The organism is Methylopila jiangsuensis (genome assembly GCF_027922305.1).
GTDB lineage: Bacteria > Pseudomonadota > Alphaproteobacteria > Rhizobiales > Methylopilaceae > Methylopila > Methylopila jiangsuensis.
On sequence record NZ_BSFK01000005.1, the window covers coordinates 207,486 to 227,786 of the forward strand.

Sequence of the window (20,301 nt, forward strand, 5' to 3'; positions counted from 1 at the left end):
TATCCGACCACAAGGCTAGACCCATGGCTCTCGAGCGCACCTTCTCCATCATCAAGCCGGACGCGACCCGCCGCAACATCACCGGCAAGGTGCTGTCCTACATCGAGGCCGCCGGCCTTCGCGTCGTCGCCCAGAAGCGCCTGCACCTGACCAAGGAGCAGGCCGAGGGCTTCTACGCCGTCCACAAGGAGCGCCCGTTCTTCAACGATCTGGTCGCTTTCATGATCTCCGGCCCGGTGGTGGTGCAGGTGCTCGAGGGCGAGAACGCCGTCGCCACGTACCGTGAGGTCATGGGCGCCACCAACCCGGCCAACGCCGCCGAAGGCACCATCCGCAAGGACCTCGCCGAGTCGATCGAGGCCAACTCGGTGCATGGCTCCGACGCGCCCGAGACCGCCGCGCAGGAGATCGCCTACTTCTTCAAGGACGAAGAGATCGTCGGCTGACGACGGCGGGCGGATCGCGGCGACGTGATCTCTGATCGCTTCGCGATCACATATACGATAGTTGAGTAGGCCCGCGCCCACCGGCGCGGGCCTACTCACGACCAAACGACGTTCACGAGCCTGCGGCCGCGCGCCGACCGGCCGCCGGGGAGATGACGGATGGAATTCAACTTCGCGTTCGACCAGCCGACCTTCTGGATCTCCCTGCTTCAGATCATCTGGATCGATCTGCTGCTGTCCGGCGACAACGCGGTCGTCATCGCGCTCGCCTGCCGCAAGCTGCCGGCCAACCAGCGCAAGATGGGCATTCTGCTCGGCGCGGGCGCGGCGGTGTGCCTGCGCATCATCTTCGCCTTCTTCGTCACCTTCCTGCTGGGCGTGCCGTTCCTGAAGATCGCCGGCGGCCTGCTGCTGGTCTGGATCGCGGTCAAGCTCGCCACCGACGAGCACGAGGATCACGCGGACGTTCAGGCGAGCGACAATCTCTGGGGCGCGGTGCGCACCATCGCCATCGCCGACGCGGTGATGAGCCTCGACAACGTGGTCGCCATCGCCGCCGCCGCCAAGGGCCATCCGGAGCTGTTCATCTTCGGGCTGCTGCTGACCATTCCGCTGATCATCGCCGGCTCCACGCTGCTCAGCGCCATCCTGCAGAAGTTCCCCTTCCTGGTGTGGCTGGGCGCCGCGCTGCTCGGCTGGATCGCGGGCGAGATGATCCTCGGCGATCCGGTGGTCATCAACTGGCTGCACGGTCTGAACGCCGGCTACGTGCTGCCCGATCCGGAACATGCGGGCGGCCTGACCGCCGTGAAGTGGCTGCACTACACCGCCGCCGCCGTCGGCGCGGTGGTCGTGCTCTCGATCGCCTACACGCTGAAGCGCCGCCGTCACCGCACCGCCGAGGGCACGCTGCGCGACGAGAGCTGAGCCGCCCGGCGCCGCATACGTCGCGAACGTCAAGGCGCGGTCCTCCGGGACCGCGCCTTTTTTCATTCCGTGCAGCGGCCAAAGAAAAAGGGGCGGCGCCGAAGCGCCGCCCCCGGATTGGCGGTGTGGTCGATCAGGTTCTTCAGAACCAGCCGCCGCGGCGGCCGCCGCGCTCGTACCAGCGGCGGTCTTCCTCGCGCTGGGACGCATAGACCAGCGCCGCGACCACGCCGATGCCGAGCGCGAGGCCGGCGAGCGACAGGCCCGGATTGCTCTGCACCACGCGGCCGGCGCGACGGCCGTAATAGACCGCGGTGTCGGCCGCGTCGTGCAGCGCCTCGACGCCGTCGTCGTACAGCGTGTTGGAGCTGGAGCTCAGCGACTTCGCCGCGGCGCGCGCGCTCTTGCGGGCGCTGCGGGCGCGGTCGGCCGCGAGCGACGACACGCGATCGCTGAGATCGGCGATGGTGTCGCGCAGCGCGGCGATCTGATCGCCGGCGTCATGCGCGAGCGAGCTTGCTCTCCTGTCGACCATGTCATGCACCTCTTGAAGCCTTTGGGGCGGACGGCGGAAATCTCCGTCCTCGGGCCGTACAACGTCGTCGGCCCCCTTCGGTTCCCGACGATTTAGGACTTATGTCGGGTCTCGTGGTCGGCGGAGATGATGATCCGTCGCCGCCTGAAAGGCCTCGCCGAGCGTGAGCAGCGCGTCGTCCCGACCGGGACGGCCCATGAGCTGGACGCCGACAGGAAGGCCCGCGTCGGACGCCCCGGCGGGCAGGGCCAGCGCCGGCAGGCCGAGATAGTTCACGGGCCGCATGAAGCGGGACACGTCCGCGATCAGCGCTTCGGCGCCGGTCGCGACGTCGGTCTCGGCGATAGCGGGCGCCGGGAAAGGCGCCGTCGGGGCCAGAATCGCGTCGCAGGCGTCCATGGCCTCGATCTGGGCCGCAAGGCCTGGTCCCCGGGCGCGCAGGGCGTCGACGTAGAGCGCGGCGGGATAGGCGAAGCCGTTCAGAAGGCGGGCGCGCGTCTGGGGGCCGTAGAGGTCGGCGTGGTCGCGCAGGCCGTTGCGGTGGAGCGCTGCGGCCTCCGAGCCGAGGATCGTCACCGCCGCGGCGCTGAAGGCGCGCTGGTCCGGCAGGCGAACCGTTCGCACCCGCACGCCGAGCGCCCGGAAGGTCTCGATCGCCGCGTCGCAGGCGCGGGCGACGGCGGGGTGCAGGTCCTCGACATAGAAGGCGTCGGCCACGCCGATCGTCATCTCCTTCGCGGCGCGCGCGTCTTTCCGCCACGGCGCTCCCGTCGCGGGATCGCGCGGGTCGGCGCCCGCGATCAGCGGCAGCAGCAGGCGCAGGTCCGCGGCGTCGCGGGCGAGCGCGCCGATGGTGTCGAGGCTCGCGGACAGCGGCATGGCGCCGGCGCGGCTGACGAGGCCGAAGCTGGTCTTCAGTCCGGTCACGCCGCAGAAATGCGACGGCAGCCGCACCGAGCCGCCGGTGTCGGAGCCGAGCGAGGCGAAGCTGAGGCCCGCCGCCACCGCCGCGCCCGAGCCCGACGACGACCCCCCGGTGATGCGGGACGGATCGTGCGGGTTGCGCGCCGGGCCGAAGGCGGCGTTGTGCCCGGTGACGCCGAAGGCGAACTCCACCATGTGCAGCGCGCCCCACGGGAACGCCCCGGCGCCCGCGAGCCGGTCGAGCACATGGGCGGCGTCGGGCGGACGGAACCCGCGCCGCAGCGCCGAGCCGCAGGTGACGACCTTGCCCGCGCGGTGGAACATGTCCTTGTGGGCCAGCGGCACGCCGTGCAGCGGCCCGGACGGCGCCGTGGCGTCGGCGCGGTCCGCGGCGGCGAGCGCGTCCTCGTCGTCGAAGCTGATCACGGCGTTGAGCCGCGGGTTCAGCCGGCGCGCGCGGGCGAGCACGGCTTCGGTCAGCTCCCGGGAGGACAGGCGGCGGTCGCGGACGGCGGCCGCGGCCTCCCGCAAGGTGAGCCAGGCGGGATCGGTCATCGCTCCGATCCGCCCAAGGCCGCCCGCAGCACGTCGAACCCCGCCGCCGCGTCGTCCAGCGTCAGGCCATCGCGCAGGGCCGCGGTTCCGACCGCGGCGCTTACGGCCGCAAGCGCCGCGCGGCGGGCCTCCCCGTCGCCGAGCGTGACGCCCGACAGCGCGGCCATGGCGCGGGCGGCTTCGGGGGACACGTCGAAGGACTCACGGGGATCCGGCATGGCGCGACTCGGTTGAGTAGGAACGACCTCGCAGACGCTAAAACTCCGTACGGAAGTTGTCTGCGCGGGAGCGGTTTTGCGCGTCATGCCCGGCGCAGCCGGATATCCACGACTTTTCGCCGAGCGAAAGGTTGAACGTTCAACTCGGGGAGGCCCGAGGACCACGCGCGGGCATGACGGTCTGAACGCTTTGCACCCGCCGGGGATCCAGCGCGCGCAGTCCCGCGAGGCGGAAGGCTTGCGTTTCGCCCGCCGGCGCGCGACGACCAAGCGATGGCGGAGTGTCCGGGCGTCGCCCATCTCGCGGAAATGGCCGATGGCGGGCTGGCGCGGCTGCGCGCGCCCGGCGGGCGGCTGCGCGCCGATCAGGCCCGCAGCGTGGCGGAGCTGGCGGAGACGCTGGGCTCCGGCGCGCTCGACCTCACAAACCGCGCCAACCTTCAGATCCGCGGGCTTCAGCGCGACGCCGGCCCTGCGCTGGCCTCGGCGCTGGGGCGGATCGGGCTCTACGCGGAAGGCCCGGCGGACCGGCGGCGCAACGTGCTGCTCGACCCGCTGGCGGGGCTCGACCCGACCGAAAGCGCCGACCTGACGCCGGTCGCCGCCGCCCTCGACCGGGCGCTGACCGCGCAGGACTGGATCGGCGAGCTGTCGCCGAAGTTCGCCTTCGCGCTGGATGGCGGCGGCGCCTCCGGCGTCGCGGCGGTGGCGTCCGACGTGGCGCTGCTTGCAATGGATGGGCGGCTGCGTCTGGCGCTCGCCGGCGTCCCGCTCGGCGTCAGCGTGGCGCCGGAGGAGGGCGCGTCCGCAGGCGTCCTGCTGGCGAAGCGCGCCGCGCAGGCCGGGCCGGACGCCCGCGCCCGCGATCTCGACGCCGCCGCCCTCCGCCGCGCGCTGGCGGAGGCGGGGCTCGGCCAGCCGGCCGCGCCTGCGGACGCGCCATGGCCCGCGGCGCTGCGTCCGGTCTTCGGGCTCATGACGCAGGCGGACGGCCGGTTCTCGTCCATCCTCCCGGTCCCTGTGGGCCGGTTGGCCGCCGCCATGCTGCGCTTCGCGGCGGAGGCGGCGGAGCAGGGCGAGGGCGAACTGCGGCTCGCGCCGTGGTCGGCGATCGTGATTCCCCATCTCGACGAGGCTCGGGCCACGGACGCGCTCGAACGGGCGCAAGGCGTGGGCTTCCTGCCGCCGGACCTCGCCGCCAGGCTTCGGGTGCGGGCCTGCGCCGGCGCGCCGGCCTGCGTCCGCGCCCGCGAGCCCGCCAAGGCGCTGGCGCTCGCCGTGCTGGCGGAAGCCGCGCGCCGGCCGGAGCTTGCGCCCGAAACGCCCCGCAGCCTGCACATCTCCGCCTGCCCAAAGGGCTGCGCGGGGGCCGCGCCGGCCGATCTTCTGCTGCTCGGCGCCGGCGACCGGGACGGCTATGCGTTGCACGCTCACGCCGCCCCCCGCCGGCCGGGCGGCGCGCTCGGGCGGTGCGCCGGAGACGACCCCGCCGCCGTCCTTAGCCTGCTGTCGGCCATGCCCGGCGCCTCTTAAGTGGAGTTCCTCGAAAGATCGCCTTGCCAGCCGCAGCCCGCCCCGTCACAAGGCTGTCGCGAGATGTTTGGGCGGGTTTTGATGGACTATGTGAAGGACGGAGCGGAGATCTACCGCCGCTCGTTCGCGACCATTCGGGCGGAGGCGGCGCTTGAGGGCCTGCCGGACGACGTGGCGGGCGTCTGCGTGCGGATGATCCACGCCTGCGGCATGACGGACCTGCCCGCCGACCTGCGCTACAGCGACGACGTGGTGGCCGCGGCCCGCGGCGCGCTGCGGGCGGGCGCGCCGATCCTGTGCGACGCCAAGATGGTCGCCTCCGGCGTCACCCGCTCGCGCCTGCCGGCCGGCAACGAGGTGCTGTGCCTGCTGGACGATCCGCGCACGCCGGACTTGGCGCGGGAGCTCGGGACCACCCGCTCCGCCGCCGCAGTGGAGCTGTGGCGCGAGCGGCTCGAAGGCGCGGTGGTGGCGGTCGGCAACGCGCCGACCACGCTGTTCCATCTGCTGGAGCGGCTGGACGCCGGCTGGCCGAAGCCGGCCGCGATCTTCGGCCTGCCCGTGGGCTTCATCGGGGCCGCCGAATCCAAGGACGAGCTGGCGCGCGATCCCCGCGGCGTCCCGTTCCTCACGCTGCTCGGCCGGCGCGGCGGCAGCGCCATGGCGGTCGCCGCCCTCAACGCCGCCGCGGACCCCAAGGAATGACGCCGGGCAAACTCTCCGGCGTGGGCGTCGGTCCGGGCGATCCGGAGCTGCTGACGCTGAAGGCGCTGCGCCTGATCCAGGAGGCGGACGTGGTCGCCTATCCGGCGGCCAGGGCTGGCAACGGCGTGGCGCTCTCCGCCGCCCGGCCGCATCTGCGCGCCGATCAGGAGCTGCTGCCGCTGGTCTATCCGGTCACCGCCAGCCCCGAAGCGGACCTGCCGTCCTACCCGCAGGTGATGCGCGCCTTCTACGATTCCAGCGCCGAGGAGATCGCGGCGCATCTGGATCAGGGTCGCAACGTCTGCGTGCTGTGCGAGGGCGATCCGTTCTTCTACGGCTCGTTCATCTACTGGCACTCCCGCCTCAAGGACCGCTACGACACCACGGTGACGCCGGGCGTCTCCTCGGTGATGGCGGCCCCGGCCGCGCTCGGCGTGCCGCTGGTTCTCCGGCGCGACACGGTGACGGTGATCCCCGGCATCCTGCCGGCGGAGGAGCTGACGCGCCGGCTCGCGGCCGCGGACGCCGCGGTGGTGATGAAGCTCGGGCGCACCTTCGCCAAGGTGCGCGACGCGCTCGCCGCCGCCGGCGTTCTGGAGCGCGCGTTCTATGTGGAGCGGGCCAGCCAGGACCGGCAGCGCACCCTTCGTGCGGTCGACGTGGACCCGGCGACCGTGCCTTACTTCTCCATCATCGTCGTTCCCGGACGGGAGATTCCGTGACGCGGCCCATCGTCTTCGCCTTCAACGTGTCCGGCGCCGCGACCGCGCGCCGGGTGGCCCTCGCGGTGGACGGCGAGACCTGCGGGCTCGAAGGGCGGGTGACGGGGCTGGACGGCGCGTTCGATGACGCCGCCGCCGCGGTGGCGGAGGCGTTCCGCGCGGGCCGCCCGATCTTCGGCGTCTGCGCCGCGGGCATCCTGATCCGGCTGGTGGCGCCGCTGCTGTCGGACAAGCGCGCCGAGCCGCCGGTGCTGGCGGTCTCCGACGATGGCGCGGTGGTGGTCCCGCTGATCGGCGGCCTGACCGGCGCGGACGCTCTGTCGCGCCGCGTCGCCGCGTCGCTCGGCGGACAGGCGGCCATCACCGGGGCCGGAGCCCGCCGTTTCGGGCTGGTGCTGGAGGCGCCGCCGCCCGGCTGGCGGCTCGCCAACCCCGACGACGCCAAGCGCGTCACCTCGGACCTGCTCGCCGGGGCGAAAGCCCGCGTCGAGGGCGACGCGCCCTGGCTGCGGGACTCCGACCTGCCGTGGGCGGAGGACGGCGGGATCGTGCTTCGGGTCGCGCCGGAGGCGGGGCCGCCGCCTGCGGGCGGGCTGCTGTATCACCCTCAGGTGATCGTGGCCGAGTTCGAACGCCCGGCGCTCGCCGCCCTGCACGCCTTCGACCGGGCGATGGAGGGGCTTGGCCTCGCCGCCGAGACGCTCGCCTACGCCACCGCGCCCGAGGGCGCCCCGGTGCAGCACGGGCTGACCGACGCGCTCGCCGCCCGCGGCGTCGAACTGCGCATCATTGAAGGCCGGCTCGACGATCGCGACGTGATCCACCGCGCGCCGGGCCTTCGGGTGCATCGCCGCCCGGCGCCCGCCGCGGCGGGCGAGGTGGGGCGTCCGCTCGGCCATGTGACGGTGATCGGCCTCGGGCCGGGGCTCGACGGCTGGCGCACGCCGGAGGCGGCCGCCGCGCTCGACCGCGCCACCGATCTGGTGGGTTACGAGCCCTATCTCGCCATGGCGCCGGAGCGGCCGGGCCAGCGCCGCCACGGCTCGGACAACCGGGTGGAGCTGGAGCGGGCGCAGGCCGCGCTCAGCCTCGCCGCGCAGGGGCGGAACGTGGCCGTGCTGTCCTCGGGCGACGCGGGCGTGTTCGGCATGGCGGCGGCGGTGATGGAGGCGCTCGACGCCGATCCGGCGCGCTGGCCGGGGGTCGCGGTGGAGGTGCTGCCGGGCCTGTCCGCCATGCAGGCGGCGGCGGCGCGGCTCGGCGCCCCGCTCGGCCATGATTTCGCGGTGATGTCGCTGTCGCACTACCTCAAGCCGTGGCCTGTGATCGCGGCCCGGCTGAAGGCGGCGGCGGAGGTGGATTTCGCGCTCGCGCTCTACAATCCGGCCTCCAAGCTGCGGCGCGAGCGCATCGGCGAGGCGCTGGAGATCCTGCGCAGCGTGCGCGCGCCCGACACCGTGGTGGCGCTCGCCCGCAGCGTCGGGCGGGCCGGGGAGGAGACCATCATCACCACGCTGGGCGAACTCGACCCGGAGCTGGTCGACATGCGCGCGCTGGTGATCGTCGGCTCGTCCCAGACCCGCGCTTTCACCCGCGGCGACGGGCGGGTCTGGGTCTACACGCCGAGAACCTATCCCGGCGTGTGACCCTCGCAGGGGTCCCGCGTCAGTCGTCAGGCCGCTCGTTGGACAGAGCGCCGGTGGTCGGATGAATGTCCGCCTCCACGCGACGGCCGTCGCGCAGGCCCGTGACCTCCCAATGGCCGTCGTCGGCCTCGATCTTGAAGATCGCGGTGTAACCGGCGTCGCGCGCCTTCTTTGCGGCCTGCTCCATGGTGATCCAGTCCGGTCCGACCGAGTCGGCTTGGGCGGCGCCGGCGACGAGGACGAAAGCGGCGGCGAGAAGGGCGTTCGGGGCGATGCGCATGGGCGTCTCCTGTGGTTTCGGGATGACGCGATCTATGGCGCAGACGCACAGACGGCTCCCTGACGCAGCGTGTCAGGGAGCCGTCAGCTTGGCGCGAACGGCGGAGCGGATGTCCGGCCGTCGAGCCGTGGTCAGGCGACGGTGAACAGGAAGTCGTTGATCGACAGCGTCGTCACGTCCTCGAGCGTCGCGAACAGCATCTTGCTGTACTGCGTGCCAGTGCCGTCCTGATCGTACCAGAGCCTGTGGGTGTCGGCGTCGAAGAACAGCGACACCTTGGCCGTGGTCGCCTCTTTCCCCAAGGTGAAGGAGGTCGCGCTCTTCGCGCCGAACCAGTAGCCGAGCGAAATCTTGTCGCCCTGCGCGGTCGAGAAGTCGGTGATGACGTCGCCGCGCCACTGCTGGAAGGCGTATTCGGTGTAGTCGAACACGTCCGCCCCGGTCCCGCCCGTCAGCACGTCGGCGCCGGCGCCGCCCTGAAGCAGGTCGGCGCCGGCGCGGCCGTCCAGGATGTCGTCGCCGTCGGCGCCGAAGAAGAAGTTGGCGGAGGCGTCGCCATAGGCTTCGTCGTCCACATAGGTGAGCGTGAACTGCTCGATGCCCGAAAACTTGTCGCCGAGCAGAATGCCATCGTTCTTCTTGGCGTCCGCCAGATCGAGAACCGCCGATACGGAGCCGTTGATGAACGCCTTATCGACGCCAAGGCCGCCGATATACGTGTCCGCCTGGGGCGCGACGTTCCAGTTGCTGATCAGGTAGAACGCATCGTCGCCGGCGCCGCCGTCCAGCGTGTCCTTGCCGTCGTCGTCGTAGAGCACGTCGATGCCGTCGCCGCCGTAAAGCAGATCGTCGCCGAGGCCGCCGGTGAGCACGTCGGCGCCGCCCATGCCCTTGAGGCTGTCGTTTCCGCCGCCGCCGTTCAGCGTGTCGCCCAGCGCGCCGGCCGCCACCCTGTCGGCGCCCGTTCCGCCGCGGAAGTCGAGCACCTCGAAGCCGCTGATCTTGGCCCCGGCCTTGAGCGTGATGGCCTTGGACGAGAAGGCGAGGACCTCGCCGACGGCGGACAGCTCGAAGTTCAGCTGCGCGGTGTCGACGCCGGTTCCGCCGGCCGCGATGTCGTTGCGCCCCACGGTGACGATGTCGTCGCCGGCGCCGCCGTCCAGATTGTCCTTGTCGAGGCCGGTGTCGTAGCCGTAGCCGTAGAACACGTCGCCGCCGCTGATGCGGTCGTCGCCGGCGCCGCCCTTGACGATGTCGATCCCGGCCCCGCCGCCGACCAGGTCGTTGTCCGCGCCGCCGTCGAGCGTGTCCGCGCCTTCGCCGCCGTTCAGCGTGTCCGCGCCCTTCTCGCCGTAGAGCTTGTCCAGGCCCGCGTCGCCGTTGAGGGTGTCGTTGCCGTCGCCGCCATAGAGCAAATCGTTCTCGGTTCCGCCGTAGATCAGGTCGCTGCCCACCCCGCCGTAGAGCTTGTCCAACCCGGCGTCGCCATAAAGGATGTCGTTGCTTTCCTTGCCGAACAGCTGGTCGGCGCCGCCGCCGCCGCGGAGGGTGTCTTCGAGCAGGGCGCCGGTGATCTTGTCGGCGCCGGAGCCGCCCGTGATGGTGAATTTCTCGAACCCGCTGTAGGTGAACGCGCCCTTGATGGCGGTCTTCACGGTCGGGTCGGCGCCGGTGAAGGCGAGGGCGGCGGTGCGGCCGGTGAAGTCGGCGATCAGGGTGTCGACGCCGGTGCGGTCCACGCCGTTCAGCACGCCGCCGTCCACCACGTCGCCGATCATGTCGGAGACGCCGCCGACGTTGACGACGTCGTCGCCCGTGCCGCCGAAGATCTTGTCGGCCCCGGCGCCGCCGGTGAGGGTGTCATTGCCCGAACCGCCGTCGAGATAGTCGTTCCCGGCGCCGCCGCTCAGGGTGTCGTTGCCCTTGTCGCCCTTGAGGATGTCGGCGCCGCCTTCGCCCGTCAGCGTGTCCGCGCCGAAGCCGCCCGAGTAGGTGTCGGCGAGGTCCTGTCCATAGGCGTAGTCGTTCTCGAGACCGCCCGTGAAGGTGTTCTTGACGCCGATCTGACCGTAAAAATAAGCCATTGCATATCCCCCGACGGGCGACGTCGCCCGACGGCGGGATTAGCGTTTCCGAACCTCTCCCCGGTCAATCCGTAGAAACGCGCATCGCCGAACGTTGGAAAGGCTACCGCTCGCCGGGTTTCAGGTGGCGGACGTGATCTGCGGCGTAGAGCGCGCTGGTCGTGGCGCCGCAGCCCGCAAGCGCGGGGCCGACCATGACCAGCGCCGTGCGCTCCACGCCGAAGGGGGCCGCCCGCTCCACGATGTCCCCAAGCGCGCCGCGCACGATGACCTCGTCCGGCCAGGTGGCGCGGGCCACCACCGCCACGGGGCAGTCCGCGCCGTAGAGCGGCGTGAGTTCCGCCACGATGCGGGGAAGCTGCTTCGCGGCGAGATGCAGCGCCAGCGTCCCGCGCGAGGCCGCGACCGCCTCCAGCGTCTCGGCGGGCGGCATGGCGGAGGCGCGGCCCGACAGGCGGGACAGCACGACGGTCTGGGCCACGTCCGGCACGGTCAGCTCCACCTTCAGCCGCGCGGCTGCGGCGGCGAAGGCCGGCACGCCGGGCGTGATCTCGAACGGGATGCCCCGGGCCTCCAGCGCCGCGAACTGCTCGGCGGTGGCGCCGTAGATCGAGGGGTCGCCCGAATGCACCCGCGCCACGTCGAGCCCGGCCGCATGGGCCGCCTCCATCTCGGCGACGATCTGATCGAGATTGAGCGAAGCCGTGTCGATCACCCGCGCGCCCTCGGGCGCATAGGCCACCACCGCCTTCGGCACCAGCGAGCCGGCGTAGAGGCAGACCGGGCAGCGGGCGATCAGGTCGCGGCCGCGCACGGTGATCAGGTCCGGGTCGCCCGGCCCGGCGCCGATGAAATGCACCGTCATCGCGGCTTCTCCAGCGCGTATTGGGTGACGGGCATGGCGGGACGCCAGCCGGTCATGCGGCCGACCGGATCGGCGTTGGCGATCTGCAGCCGGGTCAGGTCGCCGCCATGGAGCCGCCAGAAGGCGGTGATGCGGGCCTCGGTCTCCAGCGTCACGGCGTTGGCTACCAGCCGGCCGCCGGGCTTCAGCGCCGCGAAGGCCTGCTCCATCGCGCCCTCCGCCGTGGCGCCGCCGCCGAGGAACACCGCGTCCGGCGCCGGCAGGCCCTCGAAGCCGGCGGGCGCGGACGCCTCCACGATCCGCAGGCCCGGCGTCCCGAGCCGCGCGGCGTTCAGGCGGGCGCGGGCCGCCCGGTCGGCGCGGGGCTCGAGCCCGATGGCGCGGGCGCGCGGGGCGGCGCGCATCCACTCGATCCCGATCGAGCCGGAGCCTGCGCCCACGTCCCACAGCAGCGCGCCGGGGGTCGGCGCAAGCCGGGCGAGGGTGAGCGCGCGGATCTCCCGCCGGGTGATCTGGCCGTCGTTCTGGAACGCGTCGTCCGGCAGGCCGGGAATGCGGGACAGAATCCGCGCGTCAGGCCCGGCGACGAGTTCGATCGCCACCGTGTTGAGCGCGTCGAAGCGGCGGTCGCCGAGGGCGTCGGCGGTGGCGACGTGCGCCGCCGCGTCCGCGCCGCCGAGCCGCTCCAGCACGGTCACGCGGCTGCCGCCGAAGCCGTGCGCCGCCAGCAGGCGGGCGGCGGCGGCGGGGGTGGCGCCGTCGGCGGAGAACAGGACGACCCGCGCGCCGTCGAACAGTTCGGCCGCAAGGCTCTCCACCGGCCGGCCGCAGGCGGTGATCAGGGTCGTGTCGGCCATGGGCCACAGCATGGCGGCGCAGGCGAGCTGGAAGGCGGAGACGGCGGGGAGCACGCGCATCTCCTCCGCGGGCAGCCGGGCGCGGAAGGTGGCGCCGACGCCGTAGAGCAGGGGGTCGCCGCTGGCGAGAACCACGGTCGGCGCGCCGCGCCAGCCCAGCACCACGTCGACGAAGGGCAGCATGGGGGAGGGCCAGGCGTGGCGTTCGGCGCTTGGCGGAATCACGTTTTCGGCCAGCGCCAGATGCCGCGCGCCGCCGACCACATGGGCGGCGCCCGCGAGCGCGTCGAGCGCCTGAGGCCCGAGCGCGCCGTCCTCGGTCACGCCGATCACGCTGAGCCAGGGCTGGGAACCGGCGGGGAGGGACATGCGCGGGCGTCTCGGGATTGGGGATCGCAGCGCCTGCTATGGGGCGCCGGGGCCGCGAAGGCGAGCGCCGCGTTCGGCGACGAGGCGCGCGGCCCACGCCGCGGCGGCGTCCGGCGTCGGGACGGTTTGGCCTGCAGGACGGGGCGGACGCCCGATCATCACCACGGGGAGGCCCCGTTCCCGCGCCGCGTCGAGTTTCGCCCGCGCCGCGTCGCCGCCGCTGTTCTTCGCCACCACCGAGGCGACGCCATGGGCGTCGAACAGCCGGCGCTCGGCGTCGAGGCCGAAGGGGCCGCGGTCCAGCACGATGGTCGCGCGCGGGTGGGGGAAGGGCGCCTCCAGCGGGTCGATCATGCGCAGCAGCAGAGCCACGTCCGTGCGGGTCGCGAACGGCGCCAGCTCCTGCCGGCCCACGGTGACGAGGCAGGGGCCGTCCGTCGCCGGGATGAGGGCCGCGGCCTCAGCCACGTCGGCGGCGGGGCGCCAGTCGTCGCCCGGCCGGGGCGTCCAGGCGGGGCGCTCCACGTGGGTCAGCGGCGTCCCCGTCCGTCGGCAGGCCTCAGCCGCGTTGGCCTTCATGCGGGCGGCGAAGGGGTGGGTGGCGTCGATCACGCAGAGCGGCCGCTCCGTCATGAGATAGGCGGCGAGGCCCTCCACGCCGCCGAAGCCGCCGACGCGCGTCCGGCCCTCAGGCGTCCGCCGCCGTTCGGTGCGCCCGGCGAAGGAGGTGACCACGTCGAAGCCGAGCGCATGGAGCCGCGCGGCGACCGCGAAGCCCTCCGACGAGCCGCCCAGCACCAGCGCGGACGGGGCGGCGCCGGTCATGGTCTGCGGTCCATGGGGCTTATCCGAAGCGACGAGCCGTCACGGGATTGTGCGGCGCCGTGCGACGCGCCATGGTCCGCGCGATGTCGCTCATGCCCGATCACGCCTCGTCCTCCCTCGCCCCCGTGGGCCTGTCTCCGGCCCTGTCCCGGATGATGCCGGCGTTCACGCCCGGAACCGTCTGGCTGGCGGGCGCAGGGCCCGGAGACCTCGGCCTGCTCACGCTGCAGACCGTGTGGGGCCTCGCGCAGGCCGATGTCGTCTTCTACGACGCGCTCGTCAACGAGGACGTGCTGGATCTGGCGCGGCCCGAGGCGGAGCGGGCGTTCGTGGGCAAACGGGCGGGGTGCCCTTCGCCCAAGCAGTCCGAGATCACCGCGCGGCTGATCGCGGCGGCGCGGGCGGGCAAGCGCGTGCTGCGGCTGAAGGGCGGCGACCCTTACGTGTTCGGGCGCGGCGCGGAGGAGGCGCAGGGGCTGGCGGCCGCCGGCGTGCCGTTCCGGGTCGCGCCGGGAATCACCGCCGGCATCGGCGGGCTCGCCGCGGCGGGCATCCCCGTCACCCATCGCGACGTGAACCAGTCCGTCACCTTCCTCACCGCCCACGACGCCTCCGGCGCGCTGTCGGCGCGGCTCGACTGGGCGGCGCTGTCGGCGGCCTCGCCCGTGCTCGTCATCTATATGGGCTTCCGCCTGATGGAGGTGATCGCGGCGAAGCTGATGGCGGCGGGGCGCCCGGCGGACGAGCCGGCCGCGATCGTGTCGCAGGCGACCACGCCGCGGCAGAGGGTCGTGCGCACCACGCTCGGCCGGCTGGCGCTGCGCGCCGACGTGGAGGCGCTGGAGCCGCCGGTCCTGATCGTGGTCGGCGGCGTGGTGGCGCTGGCGCCGGTGCTGGAGGCGGCGGGCTTCTCCGGCGCGGCGTCCGCATGACGCCCGCCTTCGTCGTCGCCGCGCCCGCGAGCGGGCAGGGCAAGACCACGGTGACGCTCGGCCTGCTGCGCGCCTTCCGCGACGCCGGGCTCGCCGTCGCCTCCGCCAAGATCGGGCCGGACTACATCGATCCCCGCTTCCACGCCGCCGCCAGCGGCCGCCCCTGCTTCAACCTCGATGGCTGGGCCATGCGCCGGGAGCGGCTGCTTTCGCTCGCGGCCGAGGCCTCCACGGGCGCGGAGCTGATGGTGGTCGAGGGCGTCATGGGCCTGTTCGATCATGCGGCCGAGCCCGGCGTCGAAGGCCATGGCGGCGCCGGCGAGGTGGCGAAGACGCTCGGGGTTCCGGTGGTTCTGGTGGTGGATGTGGGCGGCATGGCGCAGTCGGTCGGCGCGCTCGCCGACGGCTTCCGCCGCCGCGATCCCGATGTGGAGGTGGCGGGCGTGATCCTGAACCGGGTCGCGAGCCCGCGCCACGAACAGCTCGCCCGCGACGGCTGCGCGGAGGCTGGCGTGCCGGTGCTCGGCGCGCTGCCGCGCCGTGCGGAGCTGAAAACGCCGTCGCGCCATCTCGGTCTCGTGCAGGCGGAGGAGCATGGCGATCTGGAAAGCTTCATCGCCACGGCGGCCCGGGCGGCCGCCGACCATATCGACCTTGCGGCGCTGAAGGCGCTCGCCCGCCCGATCGCCTGGGGAGGGACCCGCGCCACGCCCCCGGTCGCGCCGCCGCTCGGCTCCCGCATCGCGGTGGCGGACGACGTGGCGTTCCGCTTCGCCTATCCGCATCTCCTGCTTGCCTGGCGGGAGGCGGGCGCGGAGATCGTCCCGTTCTCGCCGCTCGCCGACCAAGTGCCGGACGAGAGCGCTGACGCGGTCTATCTGCCCGGCGGCTATCCGGAGCTTCACGCCGGCCGGCTCGCCTCCGCCTCCCGCTTCGCGCGAGGCATGCGCGACGCGGTGGAGCGCGGCGCCGTGGTCTATGGCGAGTGCGGCGGCTACATGACGCTGGGCGACGGGCTGGTGGACGCCGACGGCGTCCGCCACGCCATGCTGGGCCTGCTCAGGCTCGAAACCTCCTTCGCCGCCCGCCGTCTGCATCTCGGCTACGCCCATGCGCGGCTCGCGGCGCCGGGACCGCTCGGCCCAAAGGGCGCCCACTACCGCGCCCACGAGTTCCACTACGCCGCCACGCTGTCGGAGGAGGGCGCGCCGCTGTTCGCGCTCGACGGCGGCGGAACCCGCGGGCTGGTTCAGGGAACGGTGTCCGGCTCGTTCCTGCACGTCATCGACGGCGGCTGAACGGCGGCGTCAGGCCTCCTCGGGCGGGGGCGGCTCCACCAGCGCGTGGGCGCGGCCCGGCGGCGGCAGGCGCGCCACGGTGTTCTTGCGCACCTTTTCCGGGCGGGCCCGCCAGGGTGGCACGCCGTCGGCGCTTTCCGCATGGGCGCGGGCGAAGGCGGCGAGGTCCGCCGCGTCATCCGCCGTCAGGCCGCCGATGACATAGGCGAACTTGCCATCCGCCGCGACCGTCGCCGCGCAGCCGCGCGCGCAGGCCGACAGGCAGGCGATGGCGTTCACCTCGGCGTCTTCGCCCGCGAGCGCCTGCGCCGCGGCGCGGGCGAGGCGGGCGCCCTCCGGCTCGCCTTCGCGCGGCGCGCCCTCGGGCCGGCAGGTGCGGCAGACCGTGACGGTGACGGCTTTCCCGCTCACGCCGCCGGCGCTCCGCGCGCCGTCAGGGACCGCGAACCGCAGGCGCCGGACCGATTTGACCTTGGCCGGATTCTGCCCAAAGTGTGAGCGCTGAAGGGGAGACAGACGGCATGCGGCATGGGGGCGATCTCGCGGAGGCGGGCGCGGCGTTCGGCGTTCCGCCGAAGGGCTGGCTCGACCTCTCCACCGGCGTCAACCCCTACGCATACCAGCTCCCGCCGTTTTCATCCGAAAGCCTGACGCGCCTGCCCCAGAAGGCGGCGCTGGACCGGCTGCTCGCCGCCGCCCGCAAGGCCTATGGCTGGGCCGACGACACGCCGGTCTGCGCCGGGCCCGGCTCCCAGGCCATGATCCAGCTTCTGCCGTACCTCCGGTTCCGCAAGACCGTGGTGGTGCTCGGCCCGACCTATGGCGAGCACGCCTTCCAGTGGGCGCGGGCCGGCCACGAGGTGCGCGAGGCCAAGACGCTGGGCGAGATCGGCCAGCCGGACGTGGTGGTGGTGGTGAACCCCAACAACCCCACCGGCCGCATCGCCTCGCCCAAGGCGCTGGCCAAGGTCGCCGACGAACTCGCGGCGCGCGACGGGCTGCTGGTGATCGACGAGGCTTTCGCGGACGCCAACCCGGACGTGAGCTTCGGGGGCCGGCTGAACGGCCGCAAGGCGATCGTGCTGCGTTCCTTCGGCAAGTTCTTCGGCCTGCCGGGCGTGCGGCTCGGCTTCGCCGCCGGCGACGAGGAGATGGTGACCGAGCTCGCCGCCGAGCTCGGGCCCTGGCCGGTGTCCGGCCCGGCGCTGGAGGCGGGCGCCGCGGCGCTTGGCGACGAGGCGTGGATCTCCAGCATGCGGCTGCGCCTGTCGGTGGAGGCCATGCGGCTCGACGACCTGCTCGGCGCGTGCGGCTTCACCATCATCGGCGGCACCGACCTGTTCCGCACCGCCCGCCACGCGCGCGCGCCCGAAATCCATGCGGCGCTGGCCCGCGCCGGCGTGTGGACCCGCCGCTTTGACGAGCGGGCGGACGAGCTGCGCTTCGGCCTGCCCGGCGGCGACGAGGCCTACGAACGCTTCGCGACCGCGCTGCGCGCCGCCGTCTGACGGGCCATGGATCTCGCCCACAACGCCGCGGTCATCCTGATCGCCCTGCTCATCGACGCCGTGGTGGGCGACCCCGACGCGGTGTGGCGCCGCTTCGCCCATCCGGTGGCGCTCATCGGCCGCGCCATCGGCTGGGCCGACGCGCGCTTCAACCGGCTGGAGCTGGACGAGGCCGTGCGCCGGCGCCGGGGCGTGTGGACGCTGGTCGCGCTGGTGGTTTCGGCCTTCGCGGTGGGCGTCGCCATCAGCTGGTCGCTGCGGGGCCTGCCCTATGGCGTGCTGATCGAGGGCGCGATCGCCAGCGTCTTCCTGGCCCAGAACAGCCTGCACCGCCATGTGTCGGCCGTGCTGAAGGCGTGGCGCGCGGGCGGGCTCGAGGCGGCCCGGACCGCGGTGTCCATGATCGTGGGGCGCGACCCGAAGCGGCTGGACGAGGCCGGCGTCGCCCGCGCGGCGATCGAATCCTGCGCCGAGAACTTCGCCGACGGCGTGATCGCCCCCATGGTCTGGGGCGTGGCGCTCGGCCTGCCGGGCCTGATCGCCTACAAGGCCATCAACACCGCCGACAGCATGATCGGCCACAATTCCGAGCGGCATCGCGCCTTCGGCTGGGCCTCCGCCCGCTTCGACGACTGGGTGAACCTCGCCCCTGCGCGGCTGTCTGGCGCGCTGATCGTGCTGGCCGCGCTGCTCACGGGGCGGCCGTGGCGGGAGGCGTGGCGGGCCATGCTGCGGGACGCGCCCCGTCACGCCTCGCCCAACGCCGGCTGGCCGGAGGCGGCCATGGGCGGCGCGCTCGGCCTCGCGCTGGCGGGACCCCGCGTCTATGCCGGCGTGAAGGTGGACGATCCCTACATGAACGCGGGCGGCGGGCCGGCGCGGATGGAGGACATCTCCCGCGCGCTCGCCCTGTTCCGCGCCGCGTGTCTGCTGGGCGCAGTGGCGGTGGCGGCGGTCTGGCTGCTGGTCTCGGCCTGAGCCTCGTCCTTCAGACCCCGGTGCGGGCGATCGCCAGCAGGCGCTCCACGTCGAGATGGGCGGCCAGATGGTCGGCGAGCGCGTCCAGCGTGGCGTCCACCGTCGCCTCGTAGCGGAAGCCCGCGTCCGTGACGCCGAAGCCCGCGAGATAGGCCCGGCGGAAGCCGTCCGCCGCGAACACGCCGTGGAGATAGGCCCCCGTCACCCGCCCGTCCGGCGAGGCGGCGCCTTCGGGCAGCCCCTCCACGTCGAACGGCGCCCGGGCCGTGTCCGGCCCCTCGGTGCGGCCCATGTGGATCTCGTAGGCCTCCACCGTCTCGCCGCTCGCCCGGTGCCGCCCGGCGACGCGGGCGAGGCGCTTGTGGGCGCCGAGCGTGGTCTCCACGTCCAGCAGCCCGAGGCCCTCCACCCGCGCGGGCGGGCCTTCCACCCCGTCCGGGTCGGCGATGACGCGGCCGAGCATCTGGTAGCCGCCGCAGAGGCCCAGCACCCGCCCGCCGCGGCGCGCATGGGCGCGGATGTCCGCGTCCCAGCCGAAGGCCCGCAGGGCGGCGAGGTCCGCGATGGTGGCCTTGGAGCCGGGGATCAGCACCAGATCGGTTTCCGGCGGCAGCGGCGCGCCATGTTCCAGCAGCGTGAGCGCCACGGAAGGTTCGAGCCGGAGCGGATCGAGGTCGTCGAAATTGGCGATGCGCGGCAGCACGGGAACCGCGATCCGGACGACGCCGTCGCGCCGCCCGGCGCGGGAGGCGAGATCTTCGGAGTCCTCCGCCGGCAGCCGGCCCGCATCCGCGAACCAGGGCGCGATCCCGAGCGAGGGCCAGCCGGTGCGCTCCGAGATGATGCGCATCCCTTCATTGAACAGGCGAGGATCACCCCGGAAGCGGTTGATAAGAAAGGCTTTGATCAGGCGGTTGTCATCGTCCGACAGCAGCGCCTGCGTGCCCACGAGCGTGGCGATCACGCCGCCGCGGTCGATGTCGCCGATCAGCGCCACGGGCACGTCGGCCGCGGCGGCGAAGCCCATGTTGGCGATGTCGCCGGCGCGCAGGTTCGCCTCCGCCGCGCTGCCGGCGCCCTCCACCAGCACCAGATCGGCCCCCTCCGACACCCGCGCGAAGCTGTCGAGCACCGCCGGCATCAGGTCCGGCTTCAGGTCCCAGTAGGCCCGGCCGCGATAGGAGCCGAGCCGCTTGCCCTGCACCACCACCTGCGAGCCGGTCTCGCTCTCGGGCTTCAGCAGCACCGGGTTCATGTGGACGGAGGGCTCGATCCCGCAGGCGCGGGCCTGCAGCGCCTGCGCCCGGCCGATCTCGCCGCCGTCGGCGGTGACGGCGGCGTTGTTCGACATGTTCTGCGGCTTGAACGGCGCGACCTTCAGCCCCCGCCGCGCGAACAGCCGGCACAGGCCCGCCACGATCAGCGACTTGCCGACGTTGGAGCCGGTGCCCTGGAACATGACGGCGGGGGTCGAAGGCATGACGGCGGCTTTCAGAACTCGATGCCCGCCTGCGCCTTCACGCCGTCGCGGAACGGGTGCTTCACCTGCGTCATCTCGGTGACGAGGTCGGCCTGCTCGATCAGTTCGTCCTTGGCGTTGCGGCCGGTGACGACCACGTGGGTCCCTTCCGGCCGGGCGGCGAGGACGGACAGCACCTCCGCGAGGTCGAGATAGTCGTAGCGCAGCACGATGTTCAGTTCGTCCAGGATCACCAGCCTGATCGCGGGATCGGCGATGAAGCGCTTGGACATCTCCCACGCCTCGCGCGCGGCGCGGATGTCGCGCTCCCGGTCCTGGGTCTCCCAGGTGAAGCCCTCGCCCATGGCGTGGACCTCCACCTGATCCGGGAACGTCCGCAGCAGGTCGCGCTCGCCGCTCTCCCACGGGCCCTTGATGAACTGCACCACGCCCACCTTCTGCCCATGGGCGATGGCGCGCATGGCCATGCCGAAGGCGGCGGTGGACTTGCCCTTGCCCTTGCCGGTGTGGACGATCAGCAGGCCCTTCTCCACCTGCCGCTCGGCGACGATCTTGTCCTGATGCTCCTTGCGCTTCTTCATCTTCTCCGCGTAGCGGGCGGCGTCTTCGGTCAT

The 20,301-nt window shown here is 73.2% G+C and carries 21 protein-coding genes; 10 read left to right on the forward strand and 11 right to left on the reverse strand.

The features are described 5' to 3' along the window. Window positions 1-23 precede the first annotated feature (23 nt). Window positions 24-446, forward strand: a complete 423-nt coding sequence (gene ndk, locus PKE85_RS02530; protein WP_271203218.1) for a nucleoside-diphosphate kinase — start codon at window positions 24-26, stop codon at window positions 444-446. Between the two features lie 159 nt (window positions 447-605). Continuing rightward, window positions 606-1,373, forward strand: coding sequence for a TerC family protein (locus PKE85_RS02535; RefSeq protein ID WP_271203219.1), 768 nt, complete (start codon window positions 606-608; stop codon window positions 1,371-1,373). A gap of 142 nt (window positions 1,374-1,515) precedes the next feature. On the opposite strand, the gene PKE85_RS02540 is transcribed toward PKE85_RS02535, so the two are convergent. The 3 genes from PKE85_RS02540 to PKE85_RS02550 all read right to left on the reverse strand — a co-directional run bounded on the left by PKE85_RS02540 (window position 1,516) and on the right by PKE85_RS02550 (window position 3,605). Beyond that, window positions 1,516-1,908 carry a hypothetical protein gene (locus PKE85_RS02540; RefSeq protein WP_271203220.1) on the reverse strand — a complete coding sequence of 131 codons (393 nt, stop codon included), beginning with the start codon at window positions 1,906-1,908 and terminating at the stop codon, window positions 1,516-1,518. Window positions 1,909-2,007: 99 nt separating this feature from the next. Then, on the reverse strand, window positions 2,008-3,387 hold the full coding sequence (locus PKE85_RS02545; protein ID WP_271203221.1) for an amidase: 1,380 nt from the start codon (window positions 3,385-3,387) through the stop codon (window positions 2,008-2,010). Next, on the reverse strand, window positions 3,384-3,605 hold the full coding sequence (locus PKE85_RS02550; RefSeq protein ID WP_271203222.1) for a hypothetical protein: 222 nt from the start codon (window positions 3,603-3,605) through the stop codon (window positions 3,384-3,386). The genes PKE85_RS02545 and PKE85_RS02550 overlap by 4 nt, the downstream gene beginning before the upstream one ends. 273 nt (window positions 3,606-3,878) lie before the next feature. Between PKE85_RS02550 and cobG the strand changes: the two genes are divergently transcribed. The 4 genes from cobG to cobJ all read left to right on the forward strand — a co-directional run bounded on the left by cobG (window position 3,879) and on the right by cobJ (window position 8,211). Further along, a complete protein-coding gene (gene cobG, locus PKE85_RS02555; protein ID WP_271203223.1) occupies window positions 3,879-5,138 on the forward strand; it encodes a precorrin-3B synthase in 1,260 nt (419 codons plus the stop codon). Between the two features lie 81 nt (window positions 5,139-5,219). Further along, on the forward strand, window positions 5,220-5,843 hold the full coding sequence (locus PKE85_RS02560; RefSeq protein ID WP_271203224.1) for a precorrin-8X methylmutase: 624 nt from the start codon (window positions 5,220-5,222) through the stop codon (window positions 5,841-5,843). Further along, on the forward strand, window positions 5,840-6,565 hold the full coding sequence (locus PKE85_RS02565) for a precorrin-2 C(20)-methyltransferase (protein WP_271203225.1): 726 nt from the start codon (window positions 5,840-5,842) through the stop codon (window positions 6,563-6,565). The genes PKE85_RS02560 and PKE85_RS02565 overlap by 4 nt, the downstream gene beginning before the upstream one ends. Continuing rightward, entirely contained in the window at window positions 6,562-8,211 is a 1,650-nt protein-coding gene (gene cobJ, locus PKE85_RS02570; RefSeq protein ID WP_271203226.1) for a precorrin-3B C(17)-methyltransferase, read from the forward strand. Before PKE85_RS02565 ends, cobJ begins: the two co-directional genes overlap by 4 nt. Window positions 8,212-8,230: 19 nt before the next feature. Here the strand turns inward: cobJ and PKE85_RS02575 are convergent, their stop codons facing one another. The 5 genes from PKE85_RS02575 to PKE85_RS02595 all read right to left on the reverse strand — a co-directional run bounded on the left by PKE85_RS02575 (window position 8,231) and on the right by PKE85_RS02595 (window position 13,491). After that, window positions 8,231-8,491, reverse strand: a complete 261-nt coding sequence (locus tag PKE85_RS02575) for a PepSY domain-containing protein (protein ID WP_271203227.1) — start codon at window positions 8,489-8,491, stop codon at window positions 8,231-8,233. A 131-nt stretch (window positions 8,492-8,622) separates the two neighbouring features. Beyond that, window positions 8,623-10,575 carry a calcium-binding protein gene (locus PKE85_RS02580; RefSeq protein WP_271203228.1) on the reverse strand — a complete coding sequence of 651 codons (1,953 nt, stop codon included), beginning with the start codon at window positions 10,573-10,575 and terminating at the stop codon, window positions 8,623-8,625. A 103-nt stretch (window positions 10,576-10,678) separates the two neighbouring features. Then, window positions 10,679-11,440: a precorrin-4 C(11)-methyltransferase gene (cobM, locus tag PKE85_RS02585; RefSeq protein ID WP_271203229.1), complete on the reverse strand. Its 762-nt coding sequence runs from the start codon at window positions 11,438-11,440 to the stop codon at window positions 10,679-10,681. Continuing rightward, the gene (cbiE, locus tag PKE85_RS02590; RefSeq protein ID WP_271203230.1) at window positions 11,437-12,666 is read right to left on the reverse strand and encodes a precorrin-6y C5,15-methyltransferase (decarboxylating) subunit CbiE; all 1,230 of its coding nucleotides are present in this window, start codon (window positions 12,664-12,666) and stop codon (window positions 11,437-11,439) included. The genes cobM and cbiE overlap by 4 nt, the downstream gene beginning before the upstream one ends. 36 nt (window positions 12,667-12,702) lie before the next feature. Next, window positions 12,703-13,491 (reverse strand): cobalt-precorrin-6A reductase, encoded by a 789-nt coding sequence (locus PKE85_RS02595; RefSeq protein WP_271203231.1) that lies wholly within the window; start codon window positions 13,489-13,491, stop codon window positions 12,703-12,705. A gap of 92 nt (window positions 13,492-13,583) precedes the next feature. Between PKE85_RS02595 and cobA the strand changes: the two genes are divergently transcribed. Then, window positions 13,584-14,423, forward strand: coding sequence for a uroporphyrinogen-III C-methyltransferase (gene cobA / locus PKE85_RS02600; RefSeq protein WP_271203232.1), 840 nt, complete (start codon window positions 13,584-13,586; stop codon window positions 14,421-14,423). After that, window positions 14,420-15,721, forward strand: a complete 1,302-nt coding sequence (locus PKE85_RS02605) for a cobyrinic acid a,c-diamide synthase CobB (RefSeq protein ID WP_271203233.1) — start codon at window positions 14,420-14,422, stop codon at window positions 15,719-15,721. Before cobA ends, PKE85_RS02605 begins: the two co-directional genes overlap by 4 nt. A gap of 9 nt (window positions 15,722-15,730) precedes the next feature. On the opposite strand, the gene PKE85_RS02610 is transcribed toward PKE85_RS02605, so the two are convergent. Then, on the reverse strand, window positions 15,731-16,132 hold the full coding sequence (locus tag PKE85_RS02610) for a DUF1636 family protein (protein WP_271203234.1): 402 nt from the start codon (window positions 16,130-16,132) through the stop codon (window positions 15,731-15,733). Window positions 16,133-16,242: 110 nt separating this feature from the next. Between PKE85_RS02610 and cobD the strand changes: the two genes are divergently transcribed. Then, window positions 16,243-17,229 carry a threonine-phosphate decarboxylase CobD gene (cobD, locus tag PKE85_RS02615; RefSeq protein ID WP_271203235.1) on the forward strand — a complete coding sequence of 329 codons (987 nt, stop codon included), beginning with the start codon at window positions 16,243-16,245 and terminating at the stop codon, window positions 17,227-17,229. A 6-nt stretch (window positions 17,230-17,235) separates the two neighbouring features. Then, window positions 17,236-18,207: an adenosylcobinamide-phosphate synthase CbiB gene (gene cbiB, locus PKE85_RS02620; RefSeq protein WP_271203236.1), complete on the forward strand. Its 972-nt coding sequence runs from the start codon at window positions 17,236-17,238 to the stop codon at window positions 18,205-18,207. 10 nt (window positions 18,208-18,217) lie between these two features. Here cbiB and PKE85_RS02625 read toward each other — a convergent pair whose 3' ends face one another. Both PKE85_RS02625 and cobO read right to left on the reverse strand, forming a co-directional pair. Beyond that, entirely contained in the window at window positions 18,218-19,687 is a 1,470-nt protein-coding gene (locus tag PKE85_RS02625; protein ID WP_271203237.1) for a cobyric acid synthase, read from the reverse strand. Window positions 19,688-19,698: 11 nt separating this feature from the next. Next, entirely contained in the window at window positions 19,699-20,301 is a 603-nt protein-coding gene (cobO, locus tag PKE85_RS02630; RefSeq protein WP_271203238.1) for a cob(I)yrinic acid a,c-diamide adenosyltransferase, read from the reverse strand.

What these genes read in the sequence shown, in the direction of transcription:
- ndk (WP_271203218.1), top strand. Translation starts at nt 24, where the DNA reads ATGGCTCTCGAGCGCACCTTCTCCATCATCAAGCCGGACGCGACCCGC.
- PKE85_RS02535 (WP_271203219.1), top strand. Translation starts at nt 606, where the DNA reads ATGGAATTCAACTTCGCGTTCGACCAGCCGACCTTCTGGATCTCCCTG.
- PKE85_RS02540 (WP_271203220.1), bottom strand. Translation starts at nt 1,908, where the DNA reads ATGGTCGACAGGAGAGCAAGCTCGCTCGCGCATGACGCCGGCGATCAG.
- PKE85_RS02545 (WP_271203221.1), bottom strand. Translation starts at nt 3,387, where the DNA reads ATGACCGATCCCGCCTGGCTCACCTTGCGGGAGGCCGCGGCCGCCGTC.
- PKE85_RS02550 (WP_271203222.1), bottom strand. Translation starts at nt 3,605, where the DNA reads ATGCCGGATCCCCGTGAGTCCTTCGACGTGTCCCCCGAAGCCGCCCGC.
- cobG (WP_271203223.1), top strand. Translation starts at nt 3,879, where the DNA reads ATGGCGGAGTGTCCGGGCGTCGCCCATCTCGCGGAAATGGCCGATGGC.
- PKE85_RS02560 (WP_271203224.1), top strand. Translation starts at nt 5,220, where the DNA reads ATGGACTATGTGAAGGACGGAGCGGAGATCTACCGCCGCTCGTTCGCG.
- PKE85_RS02565 (WP_271203225.1), top strand. Translation starts at nt 5,840, where the DNA reads ATGACGCCGGGCAAACTCTCCGGCGTGGGCGTCGGTCCGGGCGATCCG.
- PKE85_RS02575 (WP_271203227.1), bottom strand. Translation starts at nt 8,491, where the DNA reads ATGCGCATCGCCCCGAACGCCCTTCTCGCCGCCGCTTTCGTCCTCGTC.
- PKE85_RS02580 (WP_271203228.1), bottom strand. Translation starts at nt 10,575, where the DNA reads ATGGCTTATTTTTACGGTCAGATCGGCGTCAAGAACACCTTCACGGGC.
- cobM (WP_271203229.1), bottom strand. Translation starts at nt 11,440, where the DNA reads ATGACGGTGCATTTCATCGGCGCCGGGCCGGGCGACCCGGACCTGATC.
- cbiE (WP_271203230.1), bottom strand. Translation starts at nt 12,666, where the DNA reads ATGTCCCTCCCCGCCGGTTCCCAGCCCTGGCTCAGCGTGATCGGCGTG.
- PKE85_RS02595 (WP_271203231.1), bottom strand. Translation starts at nt 13,491, where the DNA reads ATGACCGGCGCCGCCCCGTCCGCGCTGGTGCTGGGCGGCTCGTCGGAG.
- cobA (WP_271203232.1), top strand. Translation starts at nt 13,584, where the DNA reads ATGCCCGATCACGCCTCGTCCTCCCTCGCCCCCGTGGGCCTGTCTCCG.
- PKE85_RS02605 (WP_271203233.1), top strand. Translation starts at nt 14,420, where the DNA reads ATGACGCCCGCCTTCGTCGTCGCCGCGCCCGCGAGCGGGCAGGGCAAG.
- cobD (WP_271203235.1), top strand. Translation starts at nt 16,243, where the DNA reads ATGCGGCATGGGGGCGATCTCGCGGAGGCGGGCGCGGCGTTCGGCGTT.
- cbiB (WP_271203236.1), top strand. Translation starts at nt 17,236, where the DNA reads ATGGATCTCGCCCACAACGCCGCGGTCATCCTGATCGCCCTGCTCATC.
- PKE85_RS02625 (WP_271203237.1), bottom strand. Translation starts at nt 19,687, where the DNA reads ATGCCTTCGACCCCCGCCGTCATGTTCCAGGGCACCGGCTCCAACGTC.
- cobO (WP_271203238.1), bottom strand. Translation starts at nt 20,301, where the DNA reads ATGACCGAAGACGCCGCCCGCTACGCGGAGAAGATGAAGAAGCGCAAG.